The sequence below is a fragment of the Micromonospora sp. NPDC023888 genome (assembly GCF_040639415.1).
Taxonomy (GTDB): Bacteria; Actinomycetota; Actinomycetes; order Mycobacteriales; family Micromonosporaceae; genus Micromonospora.
Map to the genome: position 1 here is coordinate 162,821 of NZ_JBEZZW010000010.1, position 17,830 is coordinate 180,650.

The following is a 17,830-nucleotide window of genomic DNA, read 5'->3' on the forward strand; positions in this document are numbered from 1 at the left end:
CCTACCGGAGGCCGCCGACGGACAGCCCGCCGCGCCAGTGCCGTTGCAGGCTGAAGAACGCGATGATCAGGGGGATCACGGACACCAGCGAGCCCAGGATGATCAGGCTCCACAGCGAGGTGCCTCCCGTGTTGTTCGCGGAGGCGATGCCCTGCCAGAGGCCGAGGCCGACGGTCACCGGGAAGAGCCGGTTGTCGGAGAGCATGGCCAGCGGCAGGAAGTAGTTGTTCCAGGACGCCACGGCGGACAGCAGGAGCACGGTGACCACCGCGGGGCGCATCAGCGGGAGGGCGATCTGGACGAAGGTGCGCACCTCGCCCGCGCCGTCGACCCGTGCCGCGTCAAGCAACTCGTCGGGTACGGCGTCGCGCGCGTACACGTGCATCAGGTAGACGCCGAACGGGTTGAGCAGCGACGGGAGGATCACCGCCCAGACCGTGTTGGTCAGGCCGAGCCGGGAGAACATGATGAAGGTCGGGATGACCAGGGCGGTGGCGGGCACCATCAACGCACCGAGCACGACGGCGAAGCTGAAGCGCCGGGCCGCGAACCGGTACTTGGCGAAGCCGTAGCCGGCCATCACCGACAGGACCGTGGCGCCGAATCCGCCGGCGATCGCGTACAACGTGGAGTTGAGAATCCACCGCAGGTAGATGCCACCGTCGTAGGTGAAGAGCTGCCGGAGGTTGCCGAGATAGTCGATCTGGTCGGAGAACCACAGGGTGTTGCCTCCGCCGAACAGTCCCGGTGCGTCCTTGGAGCTGTTGACGATGACCCACCAGAACGGTACGAGGAAGTAGATCACCATGAAGCCGAGAAGGATCTGCAGAGGCAGGTAGCGTTGCGGTCGGCGGGGGCCTGCGCTGACGCTTGTGCGGTTGGCCATCAGAGGAAGCTCCTCCGCTTGCGGGTGAAGAACAGGAATGCGTACACGCAGATGAACACGATGCCGCCGAGGGCGAACGAGATCGCCGATCCGTAGTTGAAGTTGGCGAGTGCGAACGCCTGCTGGTACGCGTACATGTTGGGGGTGAAGTCCGTCCCGATCGTGCCGGCGGCGAGATACCGCAGAATCTGCGGTTCGTTGAAGAACTGCAGGGTGCCGATGAGCGAGAAGACCAGGATGAGGATCAGCGCGGGCGCGATCATCGGGATCTTGATCCGCACCGCTACCTGCCATCGTCCGGCGCCGTCCATCCGGGCGGCCTCGTAGAGCGTCGGGTCGACTCCCTGCAACGCCGCGTACAGGATGATCATGTAGTAGCCGACCCACTGCCAGGTGACGACGTTGAGCAGGCCGTAGAAGATCAGGTCGCTGCCCAGGAAGTCGGGTGCGGTGGCCCCGAACAACCCGAAGATGTCAGTGAGCGGGCCGAAGCCCTTGCTGTAGAGGAACCCCCACATCACCGCCCCGATCACCGTGGGGATCGCGTAGGGGAGGAAGATCATGAGGCGGGAGAAGCGCGCGAACAGGGACGTCACGGAGTCCAGGATCAGCGCCATCGCGAGCGCGATGGCGATCTGCACCGGGATGGCGACGAGTGAGAAGCGGATGACGAACCACGCCCCGGACAGGAAGCTCGGGTCGGTGAACGCCTTCACGTAGTTGTCGAAGAGGACGAAGCTGGTGCCGCCGATCAGCTTCTTCTGAAAGAGGCTGAGGTACAGCGCGTATCCCAGCGGGGCGATGAGGAACGCCAGGAAGACGACAGCGAATGGCCCCACGAAGAGCCACCCCATCAGGTGCTCGCGGAGGTGCACCTTGCCACGGATCTTGCGCGTCTCAGTGCGGGTACGCGGTGTGCGCTGCTCGGTCAGGAGTGTCATCTTTGGTCTCCGGGACGTGGACGCTGCGGGTCGTGGGTGGGCCGGCCGTCGAGCGGCGGCACGGCCCACCCATCCGGTCACTGAACGGTGAAGCCCTGCTCCTTGGCGTACTTCGCCACGTCCTCCTGGAGCTTGTCAGCCGCCTGCGAACCGGTGACGGAGCCCTTGATGATCTCGCTGACCTGCTTCGTCATGGCGTCGAGGTAGTACTGACCGAAGGGTGCGTAGGCGACACCCTTGTAGGCCTCGGCGGCGGGAAGGTAGACCTCCTTGTTCGCCTGCTGGCCGTCGAAGAACGCCACCTTCAGGTCGACGAACGCGGGATCCTTGAGCGCCGCGAGGTTCAGCGGGAAGATGATCTGGTTGGTCCAGCCGTCGGTGAGTGACTCCTTGTCGGCGTAGAGCCCGTAGGCGACCTTCGCCGCCAGCTCCGGCTTCTTGGCCTGCTTGGTCACCGAGAAGGCCGACCCACCCCAGTTGACCTGCACCGGGTTGTTCGCATCCCACTGCGGCAGCGGCGCCACCGCGAACTTGCCGGTGTCCTGGCCCTTGCCGACGCCCGCGCCGGTGAGGTAGCCGGGCGCCCAGGCCGCCGAGATGTACGTCGCGTAGTTGCCGTTGATCACGCCGGAGATGTACTCCGGGGTGAACTGGTCCTGCGTACCGACCAGGCCCTTCTTGGCGAGGCCGCCCCAGTAGTCAAGCACGTCCTTGGACGCCTGGTCGTTGAGCTTCACGCCGATGGCCTTCGGCTGCGTCGGGTCGTAGGTGAAGGGTGAGGCGCCCTTCTGGATCTGGAGCGCCATCAGGACCGCCGGGACGTTCGCGCCGAGGTCGCCGAAGAGCGGGCCACCCGCGTCCTTCACCTTCTGCGCGGCCTGCTCGTACTCGGCCCAGGTCTTCGGTGGGGTGATCTTGTACTTGTCGAAGATGTCCTTCCGGTAGATCATGCCCATCGGGCCACCGTCGACCGGGACGCCGTAGACCGCGTCGCCGACCGAGACGTCCTTCCAGGCGCCCTCGCCGTAGTTGGCCTTGACCGCGTCGAAGCCGTACTTCTTGATGTCGATGAGCGCGCCCTGGATCTGGAAGGTCGGGATCCGGTCCGCCTCGACCATGATCACGTCGGGCGCGCCGGTGCCCGCCGAGATGGCCGTCTGGAACTTGTCGTACTCGTCGCCGCCCTGCCCGACGTTCGTCCAGCAGACCTGCACGTCGTCGTGCTGCTTGTTGAAGTTGTCGACGACGAGCTGGGTGTTGGGGTACCAGCCCCACATCGTCACCACCGGCACGTTCTGCTTGGTGATGGTGTTCGTGCAGTTGCTCGCGTCGCTTCCCCCCTCGTCGGAGGAACAGCCGACGAGGCCGGCCCCGGCCGCGAGCATGGTTACCGTGGCGAGTATTCGTTTCGTCTTCATTGACGGGATTCCCTTCGGGGATCGCGGTACGACAGTTTCCTGCGAGGCCGGCACCACCGGGGCAGGAAGCCTGCTCCCGGTGGTGCCGTGGGTTGAGGTGCTCCTAGCGCTTGAACAGGCGCGGCGCCAGGTCGATGAGGTTCTTCTGCCACACGTCCCAGCCATGCGGCCCGGGGGTCACCCCGTCGAACTCGTAGCGGATACCGAGGGTGTCCAACGTGGTGAGGGACGCCATGAAGCTCGGGTACACGAAGTCGGTCTGGTCACCGACGTACAGGCGCAGCATCTTCGTGCCGCTGTTGATCGCCTCGACGTCGACGCCGGTGCCGCTGCCGAACCCGGCCGACAGTGCCGCCACGTACGCGAACTCGCCCGGGTAGGCCCGGAGCACCCCCAGCGCCTGCCCGCCGCCCATCGACAGACCGGCGAGGGCCTGCTGGGACGACTCGCTGGAGATGTGGTAGCGGGCGCGGGCCGTCGGCACGATGTTCTCCAACAGTTCCCGGTTGAAGTTCGACGAGTTGCCGTTGCCCATCACGACGACCATGGGCGTGAGGTCACCGTCGAGGAACTGGTGGTCGAGGATCTGCTTGGCGCGGCCCATCTCCACCCAGTCGGTGTAGTTCTGACCACTGCCGTGCTGGAGATAGAGGACCGGGTACGGCCGGGCCCGGTCGGGGTCGTACCCGGGTGGAGTCCACACCAGGGCCGTGCGGTCCTGGCCGGCCACCGTGCTGCGATAGGTCATGCTCTCGACCGTCCCGCCCCGCCCGGCGGGCACGTCCGTCAGCAGTCGGGCGCCCGGTCCGGGGATGAGGAAGGTGCTCCACGTCGGTTCCGTGGTCACAGTCGTCGGGTTCGAGGTGTCCTTGACCGCGACCCGGTCCACGATCAGCCGGTAGTAGTAGAACCAGGGCTTCAGCGGGCCCACTGTCGCCCGCCACCGGTCACCGTCGCGGGTCAGCGGCACGCGCAACCAACTGCCGCCCGGCGCGATGTTCGCCCACACCGTGACGTGCTGAGCATCAGTGAAGTCCGGGCCGGTCTCGAACGTGACGAACCCGTCCTCGGTGACGAAGGGCGTCGGGGTGGTGCCGGCCGGCGGCGGAACGAACTCCCCCTTCAGCGGCCGGTGACCGGGGCTCGGACCGCGGTCCGACACGTGCTGGAACAGTCGCGGCGCGAAGTCGACGAGATTTTCCTGCCAGGTGGTCCAGTTGCCGCCGCCGTCCGGGTCGACCCCGTCGAACTCGAACCTGACATCGGCTCGGTCCAGCGCCTTCGTCAGTCGGTAGGTGGCGTTGTACGCGGGATCTGTCACGTTGCCCGTGTAGACGCGCAACACCTTCACGGTGCGGTTGACCGTCCTGGCGTCCGACCGGTCGACCTGTGGGACCGACCGGCCCGAGAACCAGCCGACGTAGCCGAACTGGCCCGGCCTGGCCAATGCGGCTCTGACCGCCGCCGTCGCGCCGTCGGACACGCCAGCGATCGCCTGGTGCGCGGGGTCGCGCAGGACCCGGTAGCTGTCGGCGACCGCCTTCCGGAGGTCCGTGAGGTCCCGGCCGTCCGCGCCGTTGGCATCGTTGATCACGACCACCATCGGCTTGATGGCGCCCGCGGCCGAGAGGTTGTCGAGGATCTGCTTCGACCGGCCGAGGTCGAGCCAGTCGGTGGCGGCCGCACCCTCGCCCGACTGGAGGTAGAGCACCGGATAACCCTTCGGGCCCTTGGCCGCGTACCCCGGTGGTGTCCACACCACTGCCGACCGCTGCCCGGCCCTGGTCCGGTAATTCAGGGTCCCGATCGTGCCGCCGGTGCCCGGCGGTGCGTCCGCCAGCCACCGCGCCGAGTCACCCGGGACGAGGAAGGTGCTCAGGAGAGGATCGGACGCCACTGTGGTGCCGTTGGTCGGATCCTTGAGGCTCTTGGTGTCGTCGGCGGTGACCCGGTATTGGTAGAGCCCCGGCTTGAGCGGGCCGAGGATGCCCGACCACACGTCGCCGCGCCGGGTCAGGCCAAACTCCGCCCAGGCAGCGGAGGGGCCGATGTTGCCCTCGACGACGACCTGCGACACCGAGCCCAGCCGCTCCTGGACGTACGCGGCCGGGACGGTGAACGAGGCGTAGCGATCCGGGGAGACATCCAGCCACGGTGTCTCCGCCGCCGCCGCCGGTTGCGGCGCGAACAGAACGGCCGCGGCCGCCATGACTCCGGCGGTGAACACCGCCGAGAGCCGACGCACGCCCGATCGGCGTAAGCGCCCGTGGTACGTTGCGGTTGTCACGCTCCACTCCTTTCCTGCGCCGGCAGCGGATGCGACCCGCCGGGCCGGCTCAACTCATCGGTGGATCTCGCCGTGGCACTGCTTGCACGCCTCCTTCGCGGTCCTGCCACGGGCGCACCTGACGCAGACGCTCGGTGCGGCGGGCGGGGGTCACCCTCGTGTCGCGTTTCGTGGTGGCGCGCTCGAGCCACGGACGACGAGGCTGGTCGGGAGCACGACCTGGCGCGGCCCCTCCCACTCGTCGGTCACCAACGACTTCAACATGCGCGCGGCCTCGTAACCGAGCTGGTACATCGACTGGTCCACGGTGGTCAGACCCGGCTCGGTCAACGCCGACTCCGGGATGTTGTCGAACCCGACGACGGACAGGTCCCCGGGGACCGAGAGCCCCAACTCCGCGGCGACCTCCAGCACCTTGAGGGCCATCCCGTCGCTCGCCGCGAAGATCGCCGTCGGCGGGTCGGCTCGTTGCAACAGCTCGCGCGCCAACGGTGTCGCCGACTCGGGGTTGAAATCCCCCTGGCCGATCAACGTCGGGTCGACCGGGATGCCGGCGTCGGTGAGCGCCGCCCGGTAGCCCTCCTCGCGCGACCACGCCGCCGCCAGGCTGGAGCGGCCCGCGATGAACCCGATGCGCCGGTGACCGAGGCCCAGCAGGTGCTCGACCGCGGTGGTGGCGCCCGTGAGGTTGTCGGCTGTCACCGAGGGCCCCGTCGAGCCGCGCACCGGGTCGATGGCCACGATCGGCGTCCGGCTCTGCACCTCACCCCAGGGCGTGACGACGATGCACCCGTCGGTGAGGGTGCCCGACAGGCGGGTGACGTGCCGCTTCTCCCAACCCTCCGAATATGATCCGTAGAGGTCGCTGTTGGCGTAGATGATCAGGTCGAAGCCGGAGCGGCTCAGCGCCTTCATCGCTCCCTTGAGCACCTCCGCCGTGTACGACTGGAAGCTGTGCGTCACCAGGCCCAGGACGTTGGTGCGGCTGCGCCGGAGGCTCGTGGCCACCAGACTCGACTCGTAGCCGAGTTGCTCGATGGCCGAGCGGACCTGAGCGATCGTGCGGGCACTGACGCCGTAATGTCCGTTGACCACCCGCGAGACGGTGGCTGTGGAAACGCCGGCGACCCGCGCAACATCACTCATTGTCGCCGGGGCATTGACCTCAATCATGCCGCTCCCTCTGGACTGCAATCGTTATCGGTTACGTTTCCAGGGTGTTGCCAACGTAACCGACAGGGGTTACGAGCACAAGACCTCCAGCCGTCCCCGTAACGCCTGGAACACCGTCCTACCAGGACTGTCAGCAGGGCCTGACGACGCGCCGGAGATCGTTACGGAAATGTGGACGGAGGTCACTCTCGGTGGCCGATGGAAAGTGCCGATTCCGCGGTTGTTCGGCCCGGTGAGAACGGGCGGAAGGGCGGCGGGATTCCATTTCGCACCGCAGCGTGAAATGCGGCCGACCGATAACCGGATCGGTTCGCCGGGCACCACGCGCGGGAGTGCGGCGGTCAGGTATCGCCGGGCTCGGGGTCGACAGTGGTCACCCGGGTCGCGAACTTTGATCGCTGACTGCTGTTCCCTACCGTAAACGTAATCGGTAACGTTTACATAGATCGAGAACGTAGCCCACCGCCATCGCGATGTCCAGACCCACCCGGACCACCACCCCTCGGTCCCCGCGCCGCGGCAGCGATCTCGGCATCGGGACCTCGCACGAAGGGAGCCCGTCCTGAACCCCCACCTCGACACGGCGCCGGCGCACCTCACCGACACCGGATGCCCACTCCCCCACCGCCACCGGTTGCCAGCCCGGCCCCGGCCAGCACGGCTGGCCGGGATCGGGCCCACGGCCAGCGGGGAGGCGTCGTGAACACCGCCCGCCTGAGCCTGGACCCGCGTCGGCGCGTGGCGCCGGTGCCACGTCGGCTCTTCGGCTCGTTCGTGGAGCACCTGGGCCGTTGTGTCTACACCGGCATCTACGAGCCCGGGCACCCGACGGCCGACGCCGACGGCTTCCGGCGCGACGTCCTGGCGCTCGTGCGGGAGCTGGGCGTGACCACGATCCGCTATCCGGGTGGCAACTTCGTCTCCTCCTACCGGTGGGAGGACGGCGTCGGGCCGGTCGACAAGCGGCCAGCCCGGCTCGACCTCGCCTGGCACAGCCTGGAGACCAACGCGTTCGGGCTCGACGAGTTCATGCGCTGGCTCGGCAAGGCCGACCTCGAACCGATCATGGCGGTCAACCTCGGCACCCGCGGCACCGCCGAAGCCGTCGACCTGCTGGAGTACGCCAATCACCGCGGCGGCAGCCACCTCGCCGACCAGCGGCACGCCAACGGCGCGGCCGACCCGTACGGCATCCGGCTGTGGTGCCTGGGCAACGAGATGGACGGCCCGTGGCAGGTGGGTCAACGGAGCGCGACCGAGTACGGGCGCCTCGCCGCGCAGACCGCGAAGGCCATGCGCCGATTCGACCCCGATCTCGAACTCGTCGCCTGCGGCTCGTCACACCTCGGCATGCCCACGTTCGGGAGCTGGGAACGTGACGTGCTCACCGAGGCGTACGACGACGTCGACCTGATCTCGCTGCACGCCTACTACCAGCCGGTCGACGGCGACCTGCCCAGCTTCCTCGCCTCCGCCGAGGACATGGACAGATACATCGACGCCGTCACCGCCATCGCCGACTCGGTCGGGGCGATCCGGCGGTCGACCAAGAAGATCATGATCGCGTTCGACGAGTGGAACGTCTGGTACCAGTCCGCCACCCCGTCCACCCCGCCGAGCGGCGAGGACTGGCCGGTCGCGCCGCGGCTGTTGGAGGATCACTACAGCGTGGCCGATGCCGTCGTCGTCGGTGGCCTGCTGATCAGCCTGCTCCGGCACAGCGATCGGGTGACGGCGGCGTGCCAGGCCCAACTGGTGAACGTCATCGCACCGATCATGACCGAACCGGGGGGCTCGGCCTGGCGGCAGACCATCTTCCACCCCTTCGCCCGCACCGCCCGGCACGCCCGGGGCGCGGTGCTCGACGTGCTCCGCGACGGCAGCACGACGCACACCGACCGCTACGGTGAGGTGGCGGCTGTCGACGCGGTCTCCACGTGGGACGACAGCACCGGCGAGATGACGGTGTTCCTCGTCAACCGCGTCACCGACACCCCGGCCGAGGTGACTGTCGACGTCAGCGGCGCCGAGCTGACCGGGATCATCGAGTGCGTCACCGTCGGCGGCACCGACCTGGACGCCAAGAACACAGCGGACGGCCCGGACCACGCCGCACCGCGACCCAACGACACAGCGCGACAGACCGACGCCGCCGTTCGGGTGACGCTGCCGCCCGCGTCCTGGACCATGCTGCGGATGCGGGCCACGGAAGCGACAGCGTGACCGGCTGAGGCGGACGCGCCCCGGCCGCCACTCCTGTCAGCAGGGGTGGCGGCCGGGGTTCTTCCGATCGCACCGGGGAGGGTGCCGGGCCCGTGCTAGCGGGCGTCGACAGGTGCGCTCTGTGAGGCGTTGAAGAGCCCGTCACCCCGGTAGTGCGCGACCACCGGAGCATCCAGTCCACCATGGACGGTCTTCTTCAGCCGGGCGACACCGTTGTGCACCGGGGCCGACCCGAGGTGGGTGTCACCCGCGTAGAAGTCGACCCGGCCGGAGGGGGCCGTGGTGCTGGTGCTGACGCTGCCGACCGTCGCGGTGGCGGTGACCCTGCTGTGCTGCGAGGCGCCGGCGGGTGCCGACGTGACGTCGAGACCGGTCGTGGTGGCCCGGAACGTCAGGGTGCGCAGGTAGTGGTCGAGCAGCGGACGCCAGACGTGCCAGGTGTGCACGCCCGGCACGTTGTACTCGTCGAGTTCGACGCCGGCGGCCCGCAGGGCTGCCGCGTTGCGCTGTGAGTTCTCGGCGATGTTGCCCAGGCGGTCCTGGAGCCCGGTGCCGATCATGATGCCGCCGGCCACCGCCTTCATGCTGTCGATCTGCGCCTGGGTGGCGGCCGGTCCGCCCGCGCTCCAGGCGGCGTGGTAGCCGAACAGGTCGGTGTGGTCGTACATGAGGGTGTAGGCCCGGCTGCCACCCGCGGAGAAACCGGCGAAGGCGCGGTCCTGCGGTCGGGTGGAGACGCGGTAGTTCTGCTCGACGAACGGGAAGATGTTGTCGCGCAGCTCGTTGACGTAGCCCTCGTTGCCGCCGGGCAGGCCGTTGAAGTCGGTGGACACGATCACCATCGGCTCCACGGCACGGTCCGCGATCGCGTTCTCCAGAATCAGGTGGGCGACGCCCTGCATCGTCCACGCGGTCGAGTGGTCCCCGCTGCCGTGGCTCAGGTAGAGGGTCGGGTACGGCGTGGCCCGGTGGGGGTCGTAGCCGTGCGGCAGGTAGACGACGATGTCGTGCACCCCGGGCGGGTTCGTCGACAGCGGCGAGGTGTACCGCCGGGACTCCAACCGGCCGACCCTGGCCACCGGCGCCTGGTAGCCGGTGTCGTACGTCGGGAACTTCCTGCTGGCCGGGACGTAGATGGTGCTGCGTACCGCGCCGGGCGCGCCCGGGTACTGCGGCTGGATCTGCCAGCGGTTCGCCGGGTCGTCGTGCAGCGTGCAGCCGGTGGCCAGCTCGTTGGCGCAGTCGTGGGTGAACGCGTAGCGGAACGTGCCCGCGGGCAGCGGCGTGGTGAAGGTCCACACCCCGTCGGGGCCCTTGCGCATGGGTTGGATGTGCCACGGGGTGGCCGCGACATCGCCCGGCTGCCACTCGGCGGGTGGCCGGGCGTCGCCGCAGTCCTGGCAGGTGATGTTCTCGGGCCGGGAGTAGAACCAGTCGCCGTAGACGTGGACCTGCTGGACGTCCTCGGGCGCCCGGTACCGGAAGGTGACCTCGTACCCGGTCGGTGCTCTGTCGGTGCGGGTGACGGTCGGGCCCAGCGGCGCGGGTGGGGCGGCCGACGCCGCCGGGGCGACGACAGTGGTGGCCGCGACGGCGACGGCGGCGAACAGGGCGAGCAGCAGCCGGCGCCGGGGCGGCGTCGGCAGGGGACGGGGGACTGCGACGGGCATGTTCCTACTCCCTCTTCGGCGTGTGGCAGACCGCCGGGGGGCGGTCTGCCGACGATTCGACGGGTGCGGTGAACGGATACCGGCGCGGCTATGCCACCGCTGACTCCAACCTCCCGTCGACTCGCCGGGGAATGGCGGTATAGCCGTCCTGTAGTTCCTCGGGAAGGATCCAGACTGGGGCGTCCTGCCAGGCCAGCGGCCGCAGGAAGCGCCGGATCGAGGTGGCGCCGACGGAGGTGTGCACGGCGTTCGTCGAGGGCCAGGGTCCGCCGTGGTGCTGGGCCCACGACACCCGGACGCCGGTGGGATAGCCGTCGAAGACGATGCGACCCGACCGGCCGGCGAACCCGTCGACAAGCCGGCGTACGACACCGGCGTCGTCGGACGGTCCACTGTGGATGGAGCCGGTCAGCGACGGTGGGACGGTCGCCAGCACCGCGTCGAGCTCGGCGACGTCGTCGTAGCGCACCACGACCAGGAGCGGGCCGAAGCACTCGTCGGCGAGTTCGGCGGTGAGGCCCGGCAGACCGACCTCCAGGAGCGTCGGCGCGACGCGGAAACCCGCCTCGGCGTCGATCTGGGGCCGCGCCGCGACCTGGGCGCCGGCCTGCTCGAACGCCGTCGCCTGCTGCTCGTACGCGGCCCGGATGCGGTCGTTGAGCAGGACCGCACCGCCCGTGGCGGCGACCTTCTCCCGCAGCGCGTCGACCAGGCGCGCGCCGCTCGGATCGGACGGGACGAACGCCAGTCCGGGCTTCGTGCAGAGCTGGCCGCCCGAGCTGGTGAAGGAGGCGAACAGCCCTTCGGCGATCTGCTCTCCCCGGTCGGCGGCCGCGCCGGGCAGGATGACGATCGGGTTCACGCTGCTCAGTTCGGCGTAGAGGGGAATGGGATCCGGGCGTTCGTCGATGGCCGCCTGGATGGCACGGGCGGCGCCGACGGAGCCGGTCAGGGCTGCCGCGCGGATCGTGGGGTGGCGCACCAGCGAGCGGCCGGCCTGCTCGCCGTACACGGTCGCGATCACGCCGTCGGGCCCGCCCAGGTCGCGGACGGCCGCCGCGATGGCCTCGGCCGAGGCGTGTGAGGTCAACGGGTGCGACGGGTGGGCCTTCAGGACCGTGGGACAGCCGGCGGCGAGCGCGGCGGCGGTGTCACCTCCGGCGACCGAGAAGGCGAACGGGAAGTTGCTGGCTCCGAAGACGGCCACCGGCCCGAGGGGTACGAGCATCCTCCGCAGGTCCGGGCCGCGTCCGAGCGGTGTGTCGGCGGCGTGGTCGATGGCGGCCTCGACGTAGCCCCCGTCGCGCAGCACGTCACCGAACATCCGGAACTGGATCGCCGCCCGGGTGAGTTCCCCGTCGAGTCGCGCGTTACTCAGACCGGTCTCCGCCTCCGCCGCCGCGACCAGCTCCGCGCGACGGGCCTCCAGGGACGCGGCTATCGCGTCCAGCAGGTCCGCTCGGCCGAGTCTGCCCAGGCCGGACAGCCACTGGGCGGCCTGGGACGCCTGGCTGGTGATCGCCTCCAGGCCGGACTCGTCGGTCTCGCGAAGATCCGTCGTGCGAGTGCGGCCGTCGCGTGGGTCGACAGTGCTGACCATGTTCACAGCAGTCCTCTCCTTACCAGATTGCCCATCAGATCCCGGACGCCGAACTGCCAGGGCTCGCACTCCTGGGCGTGCCGCACCCGGTTGACGAGCGTGCCGAGAGCCGGGCAGCCGATCCGTACCACATCGTCGATCTTGTGGGTGAAGCCCTCGCCGGGGCGGTCCCGGTCCTGGGTGGGCGCGAACATCGTGCCGAGCATCAGGGCCGCGCCGTCGGGATAGCGGTGGTGCGGGCCGATCAACTGCCGCACCAGTTCCGCCGGGTCGCGCGACATCCGCGTCATCTCCGAGACCGCCTCCAGGTGAAAGCCGTCCACGCCGCGGATGTCCAGGCTCACCTCAAGCTCACGCACCCGTTGCAGGTCGAACCGTTCGTCGAACAGCCGGATCAGGGGACCGAGGGCGCACGAGGCGTTGTTGTCCTTCGCCAGGGGAAGCAGAAGCGCCGAGCGGCCCTCGACATCCCGCAGGTTCACGTCGTTGCCGAGGGTGGCGCCGACGATCCGGCCGCTGGACTGGATGATCAGCGTGACCTCGGGTTCCGGGTTGTTCCAGGTCGACGCGGCGAGCACCCCCACCGGGACGGCGGTGCCGACGGCGGAGAGGACCTGGCCCTTGGTGAAGATCTCGGCGTCCGGCCCGATCCCCACCTCCAGGTACTGACTCCAGATGCCCTCGGCGATCAGCAGGCTCTTGAGCCGGTCGGCCTCGGCCGAGCCCGGAGTCAGGCTGTGCAGGTCGGCACCGATGTCGGCGAGCATCCGCTGCCGGATGTCCGCCGCGAGCGCCAGGTCGCCGCGGGCCCGTTCCTCGATGACGCGTTCGATCATCGAGACGGCGAAGGTCACGCCGGCGGCCTTGAGGGCCTGAAGGTCGACCGGGGCGAGCAACCAGGGCCGGGTGTGGTCGCGGGTCGCGGCGGCCGTGTTGGCGAGCACCTCGCCGAAGTCGCCCAGGCGCGGCCCGTCGAGCCCGGCCACCGTCGCGGCGGGGTCTCGTAGTTCGCAGATGTCCCGGATCGTGGGGAATTGCTGACTGAGGTCGATGACCTGACCGTCCCGGACGGTCACGGGTGAGGGGCCGTCGCCGGCCGGGTCCCAGATCCGGCCGATGAGGACACTGTCGTCGACGTCGTCCGGCAGCGCCTCGGCGGCGGTCCCGAACCAGTCCGCGCCGTCGGGCTGTCGCCGGGGCTGTGGCACCGTCATGAGCCGCTCTCCAGGTTGAAGAAGGACCGCTCGTCTCGGGGACGGATGTCGTACACGGCGTCCTGGAACATCCGGAGCGGATGCGGCGTGAACGGGTGGCGCTCGATCGCCGCGAGATCCAACTCGATGCCCAGTCCGACCCCGGTCGGGATGAGCACGTCGCCGTCGGCGGTCAGCACCAGCCGCTCGTTGGTGATTTCGGGTCGCCACGGCACGTCCGTCGCCATGATCTCCAGGTACCGGAAGCTTGGCAGTGTCGCCCCGAGTTGCAGCGTCGCGGCGGTACTGAGGGGGCCGCTCGGGTTGTGCGGCGCGAACCCCACGTAGCTGGTCGCCGCGAGCGTCGCGATGAAGGCCAGCTCGGCGATCCCGCCGGCGTGGGTCACATCGGGTTGGACGAAGTCGACGGCCTGGCGGGCGAGGGCGGGGGCGAAGCCCTGCCGGCCGTACCACCGCTCCCCCGCCGCGATGGGCACTGGCGACGCGCGGCGGATGTCCACGAGCGCATCGAGGTTGTCCGGCGGGCAGGGCTCCTCGAACCACACCGGGTCGAACTGGGCGATCTCCTTGGCGACCTTTATCGCGTGCCGGACGTCGAAGCGGCCGTGCCCCTCGACGAACAGCTCGACCTCACGGCCCACCGCGGCACGGACGGCGTCGATCTGGGCGAGCACCCGATCCAACTGCGCGGTGGTGATGGTGAGGTCGTAGTTCTCGAACGGGTCCCACTTGAGGCCCCGGAAGCCCGACTCGACAGTGCGGCGCGCGGCCGCCGCGTAGTCCTCCGGCGTGACGGCGCCGGAGAACCAACCGTTCGCGTACGCGCGCACCCGGTCCCGGGTCGCGCCACCGAGGAGCCGCGAGACCGGGACACCGAGGTCGCGCGCCGAGATGTCCCACAGGGCCATCTCCAGCGAGCTCAACGCGGTCATGATGACCGGCCCGCCGCGCCAGTACCAGTCCCGGGCGGTCTCGTAGAGGATCTTCGAGATGCGGGTGGGGTCCAGGCCCACGACCGCCTCGGCCAGCTCGGCGATGGCGCCCTGGACGGCCCGCTCCTTGCCCTCCAGGGTTGCCTCACCGAGCCCGATGATCCCCGCGTCGGTGTGCACCCGCACGATGACGAGGTTCGTGCGGTAGAAGTCGACGACGAGCGTGTCGATGGAGACGATCTTCATTTTTCGGCTCAACCCTTCACCGCGCCGGCGGTCATGCCGGACACCACGTACTTCTGCACCAGCAGGTAGAAGGCGACGGCGGGCAGCGTGAACAGGAAGGCGACGGCCATCACCGTCTGGATCGGCGTACCCAGCTCACCGATGAAGTTCGCGATGCCGACGGAGGCCGGCTGAAGGTCCGGATTGAAGATGAACGTCACCGCGAACACGTACTCGTTCCAGGCGTGGAAGAAGGCGATGACCGCGGTCGCCGCGATCGACGGCGCGATGAGCGGCACGTTGATGCGGGTCAGGGTGGTGAAGGGTCGGGCACCGTCGGCACGCGCCGCCTCCTCCAACTCCTTCGGGATGCCGTCGATCGCGCCCTTGAGGATCAGCGCGACGATCGGCAGGACGAAGGCGGAGTTCACGAGGATGAGGCCGGTCAGCGAGTCGAGCAGCTCGAACCGGCGGAACAGCGCGAACAACGGCACGACCATGAGCGCTTCGGGAAGCATCTGCGTGAACAGCAGCACGACGGTCAGCACGGCCTTGCCCCCGAACGAGAACCGGGACAGCGCGTAACCGAGCGGGATACCGAGGCCGACCGAGACGACCATGGTGCCCACCGCGATGATCAGGCTGTTCAGCAGCCACCCGGCCGCCTTGCCCTCGGCCAGCGCGTCGACGAACACCCCGAACTGGCCGAGGTCCGGCGTGAGTCGGGGCCGGTCGGCGAAGAGGTCGCTGTTGCTCGACAGCGCCGTGACGAACATCCAGTACAGCGGGAACACCGCGACACCGAGTACGACGAGCACGGCGACGATTCGTGCGGTGACACCGAAACGGAAGCGCCTCATCGGGCGTGCTCCTTCTCCACGGCGCGGGCGACCAGTCGGCTGCCGATGATGACGATGAGTGAGATGACGACGCCGACCATCCCGATGGCCGCCGCCGATCCGAGTTCCTTCGAGTCGAACGCCTGCGAGTAGAGGTCGATGACGAGCGTCTCGGTGGCGCCGACCGGCCCGCCCTTGGTCATCAGCCAGATCAGCTCGAACCGCCGCAGCGACCAGATCGTCATCAGCAGCGCCAGGAGTCCCACAGTGGGCTTGATGACCTGCCAGGTGACGGCCCGGAAGGTGGCCCATCGTCCCGCCCCGTCCACGGTCGCGGCCTCGTTGAGGTCCTGCGGAACGGACTGCAGGGCGGAGAGCAGCACCACCGAGGTGAACGGGAACAGCTGCCAGATGGTCGTCGCGAGCACCGCCGGGAGCGCGTAACGCGAGCTGTCCAGGATCGCGCCACCGGGCACACCGAGTCCCACCGCGTCGAGGAACCGGTTCACGATCCCGTACTGGGCGTTGAGCATCCAGGTCGCGATGAGCGCGACCGCGATACCGGGAGCGGCCCAGGGGACGGTGACCAGCGCCCGCGCCACACCGCGGCCGCGGAATTTCCTGTTGAGCAGGAGCGCGACGCCGAGTCCGGCACCGATCGCGACGACGACGCAGGTGATCACGTAGACGACGGTGATCAGCAGGGTGTGGCGGAACTCCGGGTCGCCGAAGATCCGGTTGAAGTTGTCGAGCCCGACCCACTCACTCTTGGTCGGGTTGAGCAGTCTCGTCCGGGTGAAGCTGAGGTACACCTCCTGGACGAGAGGCACCGCCTGGAAGACGAAAATGAACAGTGCGGCGGGTGCCAGGAACAGGTACGGCGTCCACTTGCTCCCCAGTGGGCTGGGCCGACGCCGGGCTCGGGGTGTTGTCTTCGGTGCTCCGGTCTGCTCGACCACAGTCATCGGGTTCGATCCTTCTGGGGAAGGACGCTGCCGGCGCAGGTTCCGTCGCGCCGGCAGCGTCGCCGTGTCGAGCTGTCAGCGGACCAGTTCGGTCGCCTGCTGCTGGGCGCGGTCCAGTGCCGACTTCAGGTCGGTCTTACCCTGCAGGGCCGCGACCACGTTCTGCACGACCACCTTGCGGATGTCCGGCGTCTTGGCCTCGAACCCGAGGACGATCTGCGGCAGGCTGGTCTCGGTGAGCCCGTCGAAGACGGTGAGGAACGGGGTCGCCTTGAGCGTCTCCGGGCTGCGCTGCGTGGTGGTGGCGACGCTGCTGGCGCCGAGGATCTCCTGCAGCTTGACCTGGTTCTGCGGCTCCAGCGCCCACTTGATGAAGGTGCCGGCCTCGTCCTTGCCCTCGCTCGCCTCGTTGATCACGATCGGCGCGAGGATCGCGCCCTGCTTGCGGACCGGGAACGGGATGGGCGCGACGCTGAAGTTCAGCTTCGCGTTCTGGCCGCGGGTGGCGGTCACGTATCCCCCGTTGTTGAGCTCCATCCCGACCTTGCCCTCGGCGAACATCCGCCGGAACGTCGCGGCGTCCGCTCCGCGCGGGATCACGTTCGCGTCGTACAGGTCCTTGAACGCCTGCAGGCCCTTGAGGTTCTCCGGCGAGTTGATCGTCAGGTTCTTGCCGTCGGACCACGCGCCGCCGAAGCCGTAGACGTAGTTGAAGATGTCCTGCCAGACGCCGGCCTCCTCGGCCTCCGTCTGGCGGAACGCCAGGCCGAAGACGTCGCCCTTCGTGAGCGACTTGGCGGTGGAGGTGAACTGCTCGTAGGTGGTCGGCGGCGTCGGGATCAGGTCCGCGTTGTAGAACATCGCGTAGTTCGACGCTTCGAAGATGACGCCGTGCCGGACACCGTCGTGGACCATGAACTGGTCCGGCTGCTTGAGCAGGTCGTACTTGCCGGCGTCGATCACCTTGTCCAGCGGTGCGACGAGGCCGGCGTCCGAAGCGGCCTCGAACTCGGGCATGTCGAAGCGGACCAGGTCGGGGCCCTTGCCGCTGCCCATCTGCGTGAGCACCGTCTGACCGAAGGTCGGGTACGGCACCGCGGCGGCGGAGACCTGGACCTTGTCCTGGCTCGTGTTGAACTCGTCGAGCCACTTGGTCAGCAGTGGTCCGCGGCCCGGGTCGCCGAAGGTCGAGGCGGCGAAGGTCAGTTTGGTGACACCGTCACCCGAATCGCCGTCGGAGCCACAGCCGGTCAAAAGAGCGGCGACCATGCCGAGGGCACATGTGGCCCCGGCGATGCCGACGCGAGCGCGCTGGTTACCCATCGTTACTCCAGTGTTACGAGTCAGAGTCTTCGGGATGAAATTGCAACGATCGTAGCGCCATGCGCAACGGTGTCAAGTGGCGATTGCGCATCGCGTCGTCTACATTGCACATATTGCAACGCAAGCGGCGGCCG

General features: G+C 68.8%; 13 protein-coding genes. 1 reads left to right on the forward strand and 12 read right to left on the reverse strand.

The genetic code is table 11. The annotated features are described in order from the left end of the window. Position 1: 1 nt before the first annotated feature. The 5 genes from AB0F61_RS12085 to AB0F61_RS12105 all read right to left on the reverse strand — a co-directional run bounded on the left by AB0F61_RS12085 (position 2) and on the right by AB0F61_RS12105 (position 6,705). The gene (locus AB0F61_RS12085) at positions 2-886 is read right to left on the reverse strand and encodes a carbohydrate ABC transporter permease (RefSeq protein ID WP_357807525.1); all 885 of its coding nucleotides are present in this window, start codon (positions 884-886) and stop codon (positions 2-4) included. Continuing rightward, on the reverse strand, positions 886-1,827 hold the full coding sequence (locus tag AB0F61_RS12090; RefSeq protein ID WP_357807527.1) for a sugar ABC transporter permease: 942 nt from the start codon (positions 1,825-1,827) through the stop codon (positions 886-888). The genes AB0F61_RS12085 and AB0F61_RS12090 overlap by 1 nt, the downstream gene beginning before the upstream one ends. Positions 1,828-1,904: 77 nt before the next feature. Further along, positions 1,905-3,245 carry an extracellular solute-binding protein gene (locus AB0F61_RS12095; protein ID WP_357807530.1) on the reverse strand — a complete coding sequence of 447 codons (1,341 nt, stop codon included), beginning with the start codon at positions 3,243-3,245 and terminating at the stop codon, positions 1,905-1,907. Positions 3,246-3,348: 103 nt separating this feature from the next. Beyond that, a complete protein-coding gene (locus AB0F61_RS12100) occupies positions 3,349-5,532 on the reverse strand; it encodes an alpha/beta hydrolase-fold protein (RefSeq protein ID WP_357807533.1) in 2,184 nt (727 codons plus the stop codon). A gap of 150 nt (positions 5,533-5,682) precedes the next feature. Beyond that, positions 5,683-6,705, reverse strand: a complete 1,023-nt coding sequence (locus tag AB0F61_RS12105) for a LacI family DNA-binding transcriptional regulator (RefSeq protein WP_357807535.1) — start codon at positions 6,703-6,705, stop codon at positions 5,683-5,685. Positions 6,706-7,404: 699 nt separating this feature from the next. On the opposite strand from AB0F61_RS12105, the gene AB0F61_RS12110 reads away from it, so the two are divergent. Further along, complete coding sequence (locus AB0F61_RS12110; protein WP_357807538.1) at positions 7,405-8,928, forward strand: alpha-N-arabinofuranosidase; 1,524 nt, start codon at positions 7,405-7,407, stop codon at positions 8,926-8,928. Between the two features lie 95 nt (positions 8,929-9,023). On the opposite strand, the gene AB0F61_RS12115 is transcribed toward AB0F61_RS12110, so the two are convergent. The 7 genes from AB0F61_RS12115 to AB0F61_RS12145 all read right to left on the reverse strand — a co-directional run bounded on the left by AB0F61_RS12115 (position 9,024) and on the right by AB0F61_RS12145 (position 17,696). Further along, positions 9,024-10,598, reverse strand: a complete 1,575-nt coding sequence (locus AB0F61_RS12115; RefSeq protein WP_357807541.1) for an alpha/beta hydrolase-fold protein — start codon at positions 10,596-10,598, stop codon at positions 9,024-9,026. An 88-nt stretch (positions 10,599-10,686) separates the two neighbouring features. Further along, positions 10,687-12,198 carry an aldehyde dehydrogenase family protein gene (locus AB0F61_RS12120; RefSeq protein ID WP_357807636.1) on the reverse strand — a complete coding sequence of 504 codons (1,512 nt, stop codon included), beginning with the start codon at positions 12,196-12,198 and terminating at the stop codon, positions 10,687-10,689. A 2-nt stretch (positions 12,199-12,200) separates the two neighbouring features. Continuing rightward, on the reverse strand, positions 12,201-13,412 hold the full coding sequence (locus AB0F61_RS12125; protein ID WP_357807544.1) for a fumarylacetoacetate hydrolase family protein: 1,212 nt from the start codon (positions 13,410-13,412) through the stop codon (positions 12,201-12,203). Continuing rightward, complete coding sequence (locus AB0F61_RS12130; RefSeq protein ID WP_357807546.1) at positions 13,409-14,590, reverse strand: mandelate racemase/muconate lactonizing enzyme family protein; 1,182 nt, start codon at positions 14,588-14,590, stop codon at positions 13,409-13,411. Before AB0F61_RS12130 ends, AB0F61_RS12125 begins: the two co-directional genes overlap by 4 nt. A gap of 8 nt (positions 14,591-14,598) precedes the next feature. Next, entirely contained in the window at positions 14,599-15,429 is an 831-nt protein-coding gene (locus tag AB0F61_RS12135; RefSeq protein WP_357807549.1) for a carbohydrate ABC transporter permease, read from the reverse strand. Further along, a complete protein-coding gene (locus tag AB0F61_RS12140) occupies positions 15,426-16,373 on the reverse strand; it encodes a sugar ABC transporter permease (protein ID WP_357807552.1) in 948 nt (315 codons plus the stop codon). The genes AB0F61_RS12135 and AB0F61_RS12140 overlap by 4 nt, the downstream gene beginning before the upstream one ends. Before the next feature lie 75 nt (positions 16,374-16,448). Beyond that, entirely contained in the window at positions 16,449-17,696 is a 1,248-nt protein-coding gene (locus AB0F61_RS12145; protein WP_357807554.1) for a sugar ABC transporter substrate-binding protein, read from the reverse strand. Positions 17,697-17,830 lie beyond the last annotated feature (134 nt).